This is a genomic window from Klebsiella sp. A-Nf5 (genome assembly GCF_002810545.1).
GTDB classification, from domain to species: domain Bacteria; phylum Pseudomonadota; class Gammaproteobacteria; order Enterobacterales; family Enterobacteriaceae; genus Klebsiella; species Klebsiella variicola.
In genome coordinates, this window is sequence record NZ_PIOG01000240.1 from 1 (window position 1) to 9,986 (window position 9,986).

13 protein-coding genes and 2 pseudogenes are annotated in these 9,986 nt (G+C 45.5%); 3 read left to right on the plus strand and 12 right to left on the minus strand.

Going from position 1 to position 9,986, the window contains the following annotated elements; genetic code table 11:
- The 5 genes from CWM53_RS23020 to CWM53_RS23040 all read right to left on the minus strand — a co-directional run.
- Positions 1-588, minus strand: a 588-nt coding sequence (locus tag CWM53_RS23020; protein ID WP_100750745.1) for an IS6 family transposase, incomplete at its 3' end; no start/stop codon positions are given.
- 293 nt (positions 589-881) lie between these two features.
- Positions 882-1,253, minus strand: a complete 372-nt coding sequence (locus CWM53_RS23025) for a hypothetical protein (RefSeq protein ID WP_100750880.1) — start codon at positions 1,251-1,253, stop codon at positions 882-884.
- Positions 1,254-1,314: 61 nt separating this feature from the next.
- Positions 1,315-2,046 (minus strand): winged helix-turn-helix domain-containing protein, encoded by a 732-nt coding sequence (locus CWM53_RS23030; protein WP_165785124.1) that lies wholly within the window; start codon positions 2,044-2,046, stop codon positions 1,315-1,317.
- 598 nt (positions 2,047-2,644) lie between these two features.
- Complete coding sequence (locus CWM53_RS23035) at positions 2,645-3,067, minus strand: DUF1090 family protein (RefSeq protein ID WP_100750882.1); 423 nt, start codon at positions 3,065-3,067, stop codon at positions 2,645-2,647.
- A gap of 125 nt (positions 3,068-3,192) precedes the next feature.
- A complete protein-coding gene (locus tag CWM53_RS23040; RefSeq protein ID WP_100750887.1) occupies positions 3,193-3,897 on the minus strand; it encodes an acid phosphatase in 705 nt (234 codons plus the stop codon).
- Between the two features lie 377 nt (positions 3,898-4,274).
- Between CWM53_RS23040 and CWM53_RS23045 the strand changes: the two are divergent.
- Positions 4,275-4,565 (plus strand): annotated as a pseudogene (locus CWM53_RS23045) (transposase); the annotation flags it as partial.
- Positions 4,566-4,629: 64 nt separating this feature from the next.
- A complete protein-coding gene (locus CWM53_RS23050; RefSeq protein ID WP_100750883.1) occupies positions 4,630-5,325 on the plus strand; it encodes an IS6 family transposase in 696 nt (231 codons plus the stop codon).
- A gap of 19 nt (positions 5,326-5,344) precedes the next feature.
- Here the strand turns inward: CWM53_RS23050 and CWM53_RS31350 are convergent, their stop codons facing one another.
- The 7 genes from CWM53_RS31350 to CWM53_RS23080 form a co-directional block, all read right to left on the minus strand.
- Positions 5,345-5,500 carry a hypothetical protein gene (locus CWM53_RS31350; RefSeq protein WP_165785123.1) on the minus strand — a complete coding sequence of 52 codons (156 nt, stop codon included), beginning with the start codon at positions 5,498-5,500 and terminating at the stop codon, positions 5,345-5,347.
- Positions 5,501-5,849: 349 nt separating this feature from the next.
- Positions 5,850-6,386, minus strand: a complete 537-nt coding sequence (locus CWM53_RS23055; protein WP_100750884.1) for a stationary phase growth adaptation protein — start codon at positions 6,384-6,386, stop codon at positions 5,850-5,852.
- A 189-nt stretch (positions 6,387-6,575) separates the two neighbouring features.
- Positions 6,576-7,286: a tyrosine-type recombinase/integrase gene (locus CWM53_RS23060; protein ID WP_041038606.1), complete on the minus strand. Its 711-nt coding sequence runs from the start codon at positions 7,284-7,286 to the stop codon at positions 6,576-6,578.
- Between the two features lie 649 nt (positions 7,287-7,935).
- On the minus strand, positions 7,936-8,148 hold the full coding sequence (locus CWM53_RS23065) for a hypothetical protein (RefSeq protein WP_100750885.1): 213 nt from the start codon (positions 8,146-8,148) through the stop codon (positions 7,936-7,938).
- Between the two features lie 165 nt (positions 8,149-8,313).
- The gene (locus CWM53_RS23070) at positions 8,314-8,505 is read right to left on the minus strand and encodes a hypothetical protein (RefSeq protein WP_100750886.1); all 192 of its coding nucleotides are present in this window, start codon (positions 8,503-8,505) and stop codon (positions 8,314-8,316) included.
- Between the two features lie 53 nt (positions 8,506-8,558).
- Positions 8,559-8,852, minus strand: coding sequence for a hypothetical protein (locus CWM53_RS23075; protein WP_080335483.1), 294 nt, complete (start codon positions 8,850-8,852; stop codon positions 8,559-8,561).
- The gene (locus CWM53_RS23080; protein WP_052475464.1) at positions 8,853-9,704 is read right to left on the minus strand and encodes a ParA family protein; all 852 of its coding nucleotides are present in this window, start codon (positions 9,702-9,704) and stop codon (positions 8,853-8,855) included.
- 218 nt (positions 9,705-9,922) lie between these two features.
- Between CWM53_RS23080 and CWM53_RS32105 the strand changes: the two are divergent.
- Positions 9,923-9,986: pseudogene (locus tag CWM53_RS32105) on the plus strand (hypothetical protein); the annotation flags it as partial.

Consider the following 9,986-nt stretch of genomic DNA (forward strand, 5'->3'; position numbering starts at 1 on the left):
CGTCTGCGCTCGTCGAAACGATTTAAATCCCAGCATCGGACGTATCCGGCGTTTGATATTACGGTGATCTTGCTCAATCAGGTTATTCAGATACTTGCTTTGCCTAATGGTAATGGCTTCTTCCTCAGTTTTATCGGCATTGAGTGTGGTCAGAGCTGCAGTTTTGGCGCCGCTTTTATCGATCGTCACCACGTCAGATTCGCCGTGTTGACGGATGGCCTTGCGAAAGAAGCGTAGTGCGGCGGCGGCATCCCGTTTGGCGGTGAGCAAAAAGTCGATGGTGTGACCTGCTGTATCGACTGCTCGATACAGATACTTCCACTGGCCGTTGATTTTGATGAAGGTTTCATCCATTCGCCACCGCCGACCTACTGTGCGCTTATGCCGGCGAAAGGCCTTATCCAGTAACGGCACCAGGCGGATAACCCAACGATGCAGCGTGGAATGGTCAACGACAATACCGCGCTCCGCCATCATTTCCTCCAGATTACGCAGGCTCAGGGCATAAGCCAGATACCAGCGAACACACTGGGCGATAACATCGATGGGATAATGCAGTCGCTGGAAAGCATTTCGGAACAAAGACATGGTCAGGTAACATCATAAAAAGACTGCATGTTACCCGACGCTCCCTTAATGCGACAGAGCCTAACGAAGCCCCGCCGCTAATCAAGTTCACATATAAACGCAACAGCATCGGACTATGTTATGGGCTTGTAAAAATAACTCATACCATAGTATGGTGAAACTATAGCAAAGGGGGATGCCAAGGTATAAAGCTCTCACATTTTTCATAATGTTAAGCTGTAAAAATTTTGAGTATTCAATATATAGCATCTCCATCTTTATTATAGATAATGTAGAGTGAAATTTTGTCATCATTATATATTACAGTAAATCATATGTCCATTCGTTTTTTGAAAAATAAAAGACCCATCAAGCTGCTTATAAACATCAAAAATTATTTTACTATCATGAGGATTCTTTTCTAATGGAATGAATGAATTAATATCATAACCATTATATTGATCTCCAAAATTAATCCTTAGGTTACTATCTTTTAGAACAATACGATTGCCATCATTAAATTCAGTAATGAAGTCAAGTCTTCTATTAATGTTTGCGACCTCACCATTTCTATCTAACTTACCCCTGACATATATTGTCGAGTAGTTACTTCTTAAGTTAAAGAAGTAATAAGCATTAAGATTGTAATCACTCCCAATATCCTCAATAAAAGAAAAGCATTTCATCTCTCCATATCTAAAACTAGCCAAGCTATAAAATAAAAATAATAAAGTAAAAAGACATAAACTACCGCACAATAACCTTATTGATACAAACCTTTGAAATGCCGAGTGGTAAATTTTCTTTACATAAAAAAATAGAATAGTTGTCTTTTTGATAGAATGTAATATATGCATTCATTTTTTCCTTGCAATCAGATTCAATATCATTGGTTATTAATTTTACAATGTTAGATGTTGGCGAATCCGAGTTTATATATATTTTGCAATGACCTATAACTAGGTTAGCGTCAACATAATATCGATCGAATGCAAATAAACTATACTGAGTTACCTTTTCTATAAATAAAGATAAACACATCAAAACCAAAAACAAAACCAAAACCAAGCCGAATTTATTCTTACTAACATTAGTATATTTTTTAAGGGTTGTTACTTTGCTAAATTTAATTTCTTCACACAAACGAAACCCTTCTCTAGGGATTGAAATTATCACTTGAGCATCTAAGCCTAGCTTTTTAAATGCACTTCTGGCGTTAAGGATATTTTGATGAAGAGTACTTATAGATACCGTTTGCTCATCACGCTTCCAAGCCCGAGCAATGAGCTCTCTGTATGTAAATGCTTTCCCTGGCTCATTCAGCAAACTCAACAGAATAACGCTTGCAGGAAAATATAATTTTATCTCTTCATTTGTTTTAATATTTCGTAACAATCGCCCCTCGGGATTGAACTCAATGATATTATTTATGATGTAATGCATATTCCCCCAAACTACTAACACAGCTCTAAAAGTCATGCCTACCATAATAAGTGCATAACATGAGGCCAATTTCCTTTGGTTATTCCAATAACCAGTACAGATCCTGAACTGGTTATTAAACTAGGAATTTAATCTATGTATTATATCATGGTCTCAAATAAAAACAAGCTTAGGGCTATGACTGCCATGTATGAATTTATATTGATGATAACTTTTAAGTCTCACAAAGAAATAGTTATAAATTTATTTACAATTCTAGTGTAGAGATTTCATTCTCTTTGTTTTATCATGCTATAATGAAAATCAAGATATTGTTAATTTTGTTCTTGTGTATATTGTGCTATTTATCAAGTTTAACATTTTCGGTCAAAAAGCTATGTTGTCAGCCTGATTTTGAAATTGACTCATATATATGTCAATACAGCCATGATATGCTGAATTTGGATGAATTTTAAAAACATTTAGGTTGGATTGATTTAAAGTTATTCAAACTTGACTGCGCTTTATACCGAGCGATTTGCCCAAGGCATCAAATCAAATAATACTTATTAAGTAAAGATTTGTAAGTTTGTTTTGGAGGCTCTTAATAAATAGATCTGCATACATTCATGCATAGCGAGAGCATCCACCTCCTTTACTGATCCATTTTAGATAAATTATTCTTTGCCTGATCTAGCTCATCTTTTGCTTCTTCTAAACGAATTTCCTTGCTCTTGATTCTCATCAATTTCTGATTAATCCTGGAGGTTTTCCCGTTTTCTTTAGCGTCTAGAAGTTCGTCTTTCGCGGCTTGAAGATCTATCTCGGCTTTCTTTAATTTCAATTGTTTCCTCTCGACATCTCTTATAGCATTCCGTCGTTGTTCAGTATCATTACAATATTCCTCAATATAAGATAATGCACTTCTCAAACGATGTTCAGCAAAAGAATTATTTGCAGCTTGTGCCGCGGATAACTTTGCTTTCACGTCATAAACCTGTTCCTTGCAACTACGGGTCTCTGCATGGAGATGCAAGGACATACCAAGAAGTAAAATAGTAATAAATCTATTGTACACAAAAACTCCTTATCAACAGCATTAAATACATATTAGTATGGAAGCTAATTTTTTAAAGGCGTATTTCAACTTTTCCCCAAAATTGTCACATTAAATTTTATGTGGATTAAATGTGTGTCTCAATGCTAATTATTCTTGAATTCATATTTTGCTTTTTCTAACAGACGATTAAAGTCTTTATTATTATGTAAAGCTGCAACTACCGCGGCTCCCATTAAACGACCATTATCAACATCACTCTGCCAATGAGCACCGCAAATGACACGGCTCTGGCCAAAATCGTAGCCTCGTCTAAGAATTTCTGTTTCACGAGCAGGGTTGATCTCTGCTAATACCAACGCGGCAGCCCATCCGAAGGAAGCATGGCCTGAAGGATAAGAACCTGTTTTAGCCATAGATTTATCTAACTCAGGTGTGCATGTACTACTTTTATATATAACAAAAGGTCTTACACGCATGTAGTGATTTTTAGCTCCTCTCATTGCATAGTCGTGACTATCCTGCAACACTCCTTGAAGTAGTTCATAAAGACTGGGAGTGCTCTCCTGGGATATTTTCTGGCCAAAGGCATCAGAAAATGCAGCTGAAATATTTTTATAATCAGCATCACTAGCCGCAAGGGTTTGGCGCTTGGGATCTCTTAAAGTCCTTCCAATTTCAAAGGCCGCCTTATCATTCAAAAAAGCTATGCTATTCTCTGGCGGAGGTGGGGGTAGTATACGTAAACTATCAGGCGTAGTATCAGCAGTTAAAAAACCGTGGGGTTCGGCCATCACATTGTGCGCAGTTAAGCACATAGTTACCAATGAACAGGCTACAATACGTTTCATAATAACACTCATAATCACCTCGATTAGTATCACTTTTATGGTATTTTGTGGCAATCTTAAGTAATGTTATAACGTTACTTATTTTAACCTTCAACTTTTCTGGCTTTGATGAACTGAAGCTAATCACTACCTGCTGGAATAAGCACTATAACACCTATAATTTTTACCTTTTATTTGTTTGCTCATAAGTCAAGAGCCCTGCACGTCAAACCTGTCAGTAATGAAAATGTCTTACTACGTGATAACTTTTAAGTTGCAATGTAAAAAATAATGTTAACATTCAGCCTGCCATGAAAGAAGATATACTAAGATATTTAGGAATGGGCTTAAATAACTTAGAAAGCCAGAAGTTTTTGCAAAGCTTGTAATAATATTTTTTTACCAAAAAGACGCGCGGCGCCTTGCGCAGCGTGAAAAATCTGGGCCGGTACCTGAAGCTTCCGCCGGTGGCCACTTCTCAGTTGCGCCACTACCGCGGCGGTGCCGTGGTGCATCAGTATTACGATCACCGCACGCAGCAGTACAAACGCCAGACAATCAGCCAGGAGGAGATGCTTCATCGGTACGTCAGCCATATTCCGGCGCGGAATTTTAAAATGGTGCGCTACTATGGTTTTCTGGCCAACAGCAAGCGCGGTTCGCTGTTGCCGAAGGTCTACGACGCGCTGGGGTTGTGTCGCATTAAGGCTTGGTCAGGTAATATGCTGTTTTCCTTTACGACGTTTTCTGTCCATGTCTCTGATCCGAAAAGCCTTCTATCGCCTGCATTATCCCGTCGATATTATCGCTCAGTGTGTACGCTGGTATTTGGCTTACTCACTGAGTTTACGCAACCTGGAAGAAATGATGGCCGAGCGTGGTATTGCCGTTGACCATTCCACGCTTCATCGCTGGGTTATCCGTCTGGTGCCCTTGCTGGATAAGGCCTTTCGCCGACATAAGCGTAAGGTGGGTCGGCGGTGGCGAATGGATGAAACCTATATCAAAGTCAAAGGTCAGTGGAGATATCTGTACCGAGCGGTAGATACTGCGGGTCACACCATCGATTTTTTATTGACTGCCAAACGGGATGCGGCAGCCGCCTTGCGCTTCTTTCGCAAGGCCATTCGTCATCACGGCGAACCGGAGGTCGTGACCATTGATAAAAGTGGAGCCAATACAGCAGCGCTGGCCACACTCAATGCCGGGAAAACTGATGAAGAAACTATCACTATCAGGCAGAGTAAGTATCTGAATAATCTTGTTGAGCAAGACCACCGGAATATCAAACGCCGGATACGGCCGATGCTGGGATTCAAATCGTTTCGGCGGGCACAGACGTTCTTGGCGGGCATTGAGCTGATCCATATGATCCGCAAAGGGCAATATCAGCCTCCGGTTGGAGGGAGTTTATCGCCAGCGGAACAATTCTATTTATTGGCTGCCTGAAAAACAGGCAGCGCAACATCTACTGACCCACTGTCGCTAATGCGACGAAACCGTAGGGTGTGCCAACGATGCCGTCCTGGCGGGCCATCCCCAATGCTGCCAGGGCACAGAACGCCAGATGGCTGAGTGCTGCGGTGGTGTTATCCGTAGTAACGGATTTGGTTTTGTCTAACAACGTTGTCTGCCCTGCCCGTTTTGACGAATGGTTAAAGGGACTCTGCGATCCATCACCATTCAGTGTAACTGGCAATCCTGACAGTGACCAGCAACGCATTGCACAAAATGTAATACAGGTGTATTTCTTTTGTGATCATTATCCTGGCATCAAGCGATATAACACTGTATCAGATATATTAGATTGCAATAACGCACGAGGTCTCTATAATATGGTTAAGGATGCAGCAGACTGGTTAACCCAGACATCCCGCTACCAACGCAAGTTGGTCAGGCCAAGTCCGGTAAAGGCGCTTCTGAATACCAGAGTTCTCTCTGGCGAAACCCACCTTAAGGTGGGTTTTGTTATTTCAGGGGTGTGGTAACGGCTTTCCGGCCAACAACTTGCTGGCAATAACAAAGAAACCCACCTTCCCTCCCCCTGGCTTGGCATCAACCGCATAGGCGCTGGTCACGTGTATTCGGAGTTTCTTCCGTTCCCGGAACGCTTTGAAGGGGACGTGGTAATAGCAGCGCTCGCCCTCGTCATTCAATGCCTCGATCACCGCATAGCTGCCATAGCCGGCATGGATAATTCGCTGGCGATCCAACGACAGTATCATGTCTTTAAGGTAGCGTTGCGCCAGGTCGTAGCGGTTTTTGCAGAACGGACGTGACTCTTTAGGCGAGTGATACATCAGCGCCCGCTTCTCCTCTTCGCTCTGTTCCGGGTAATCTTTGCAAAAGCAGTGAAACGAGTAGGAGACGATGAATTTATAGACCTTGTCCGCCTTATCCTCGCAGCGGTGCGTATAGATCACTTCGTGGGCGTCGAGAAAGGAAAGATCCCAGGTGTTCCCTTCCGCATCGGTGAAAGGACGCCATTTTTCCACCTCATCAATTTTCACGTCTTAAACTCTCCCAACATGACTCTCCCTGATGATCCTGATACACGAAATAACGGATGGCCGTCATGCTAACACAGGTGGCACCGACGTTCTTGCTCGGGATAAAAGCCCGCTTATCATCGGCTTCAGCACATATAATGTAATACAATATCACATCATTATGAATTACCAGTGTAATACATAGGTATTCTATTTTTGCATCAGCAGGTGCGTGTATTCGCGGTGATCCAGCGAGAACGTCACCCCCAGCTGTGGCGCCACGTCCAGAGCAAACACCTTCAGGTACACCTCCGTGCTTTCATAACGTTCATGGCCCATGTAGGTCTGCACCACTTTCGGCGGTACGTGGTTGAAGAACAGGTGCATTGCAAAGCTGTGCCGGAGCGTCTTGGGATTAATGGCCGGCAGCGCAAATTCAATCCCCTCCTCCCTGGCGCGCGCGACGGCCTGCTGCAGCCACAGCCAGGCCGTTTTCCGGCTGACGTCAAACAAGGGGCGTCGCCGGCCGGGGCGGAATGTCGCCAGGAACCGGCGCAGCTGATCGACGTAGCCGGCATCGAGCAGCGGCACTATCCGGGCTATCTTTTCCTCTGCCGATGGCCGTCCCCTGCCCCGCTGGCGTTGTTTCAGCGTGCGCAGGCGGACACAGGGGCGAGGTCCCTCGAGCTGCAGATCTTCCGGCGTCAACGTCAGGGCTTCGGTAATGCGGGCGCCGGTGTTCCACAACGTGGCATACAACATGCGCTGCCGCTCGTCAGGCAGATAATGAAGCAACACCGCCACCTCGGGCGCCAGCAGGTATTTAGGGAGGTAAGGTTGCAGCAGTGCCATGCGCCGCAGCGCGAGAGCGGTCTCGTACTGTGTCACGGCAACCGGCCGATCGGTGCTGGTCATCAACATGGTTCCCCCCTCATGAAGAATGTCTTTGTATGTCTTTTGTATTACATGTGTAATTCTGTTGAATTACATTACCCGCCGGTGATCCCCTGCAGGCTGGGCGATGGCCAGCGGAGTGTTGGGCGCCGGCATGTGGTCGGTGCCTAGTCGGTTGCCGATGATCGCTTCCCCTTGGCGGAATTTTAAAGTGAAATACAGATGTATTACATCAGTGCGCTGTGAAAAATCTGCAGGGTAATGCCATTGCCCGTTATAAATTTTTCGCGTAGCGCAATCTTGCCGATGTCGTCTATTTTGACAGCCCCGGAGACCGGACGCCACGGGAATAAATCGCCGATGCACCGATGCTGAGGTAACAAAATTCGAAATGAGCGAAAGTTGTTACCACCCTATTTTAGACAATATGGGGCGGACGATAGCCAAAAAGTCCCCTGCTTGATCGGCGCGTCAGGCGGGAACGGGGCTGGCGGCGATCGGCGGCCGCGGGCTCGCCGGCGAAACACTCTACCTGTTCGGTTACATGCGGGGAGAATGTGAGATGAATATGATATTCGGGGGGCGAGCTAACGTTGTCGTGATGCCGGCGGGCGGAAGTCCTAAAGTTTACGGCGCCGCAGTTTGGCATCGATGGACTTGAGCTGGCGTTGCCTTTTTATCTGATCACACTCTGGTTCAGGTGGCTTCTGACCACCGACAGGATCTGTTCACACTCTATCTCTAACTCTGGGTTTTTATCGCGATACATTGCGTACTCCTGCACCGCTTCAAAAATACGGCAAACTATCAGGCTATCCGTTTGGTCAAGCGAACTCAGGTCCTGGGCTTTCAGCCCTATGCTGTCTAGAATTTTTTCTACAGTGTTCACACTCCCAGCCCCTCTGTGTAATTCAAAATGATTACATATGTATTACTAAAGTAATTCATTTTCCGACTGAATAGGGCGCTCTGTCAGAACACGTGGCGCACCTCATAACACCGATGTCCTGCTAAACGTAGTCTTTATGTAATACATAAAGACTACGTTATCACTTCAGCGCGGGCTAAAACCCGCTTCGCCCAGCGACTTCTGCAGGAGGTTAACGGCATCCCTCATCTCATATGTCTCGTCTTCATCGACAGCACAAGCTTGAATTTCTGACCAGGTCAGGCGCTTGGCGAACTGCGCCAGTGCCAGCGCCTGGCTTTGGGTTAACTCGGTGGTGACGGTCACGATAGCGCTCATCGTTCTCTCTCCTTAATGTAATTCACAAAGATTACTTGTGTAATTCATCTGTATTACAGGTGTTCTTTGATCATCTCCAGCATTTTATCCGGGCCAACTTCTTTGGCCAGGTACAGTGCGGCGCGTAACACCGTCGAGTCCGTGATGGTCTTGGTGGTCAGATCTTGGATCTCATCGACCAGCTCGCTGCACATGACTTTTTCTGCCGGCGTCATACGGATGGTCTTCGGGTTCTCGCTGGTCGTTCTGTTCCGGTTAACCTTTACGTTGGAAAGGCGTGTTTTAGTCTCGCCCTGGGCAGGTTCCGGTTTGACCATCGCGGGACGGGTGAGGGGGCCTTTAGCCATTTATGCAGCCTCTTTCGATAAGACGGTTTCGAGTTCACGCATCAGCGCGCGGTAATCGTTCAGGGCCAGTGAGCCCTTGTTATAAAAGTAGAGCGGTACGCAGGCTACCTGTGCCTGTGAAATGTTTTCATCGGCGCGGATGCGGGTTTTAAGGTAGTTATCCTTCGTCCGATCGTTGCTGGCCAGCTGATCGTGAAGGTAGGTATTCATTTTCTTCTTGGCGCCATTGTACTCGTTGCGGAATACGCTGAACTGGGTAAAGCGGGTCTCCCTGATCTCGTCCAGGTAGTCGAGAACCACATCCAACCCCGTCAGGGCGAAGCTGCCGCCATCGACCGGGATGAGCACGTGATCGGCCATAAAGGCTGCATTGGTGGTCGACAGGTTCAGACCGGGTGAGCAGTCGATCAGAATATAGTCGAACCTGTCCATCACGGGCTGCAGGTGCCGAGAAAGTATTTTTTCCCGGTGATGACGTGTCAGGCAATTTTCCATAACGCGTTCAAACGACGGATCTGAAGGGATAATAAACAGGTTATCGATCACCTCTTCGCCGCTGACGGCCGGAATGATGGCATCAAAAATATTGAAGCGCGGGTTGTTATACAGGTCGCAGATGGTATGGCCATATTGCGCATAGTATTTTTTGCCGTTGGCCATCACCTCGGTTGAGTTGGCTTGCTGATCCCCATCGATAAGCAGCACGCGACGGCCTGCCTGAGCAAGAGTCATGGCGAGGTTAGTGATCGTGGAGGTTTTTCCAGCTCCACCTTTGTTGTTCATGATGGCGATGATGCTGGCCACCGTGTTGCTCAGCGGCGTGAGGATGGACTGCACAGGAGTTTCTGTCATCGGAATCTTCCTCTCAATGAAATACTATTGTATTACGTTTTGACGCAGATGTAACTTCGTCACCTGTGCGGATTATAGCAATACAAATGTAATACACAAGTATTTATTATGGATTACTAGTGTATTCTAATTTGCTTTGTGCCAGGTATGTGCTGGGCACTGTTGCAAAAATCTGGAGGTGATAGACTCATCGCCACCTTTTGCTGACGGAGCTGCACATGAACCCATTCAAAGGCCGGCATTTTCAGCGTGACATTATCCTGTGGGCGGTACGCTGGTACT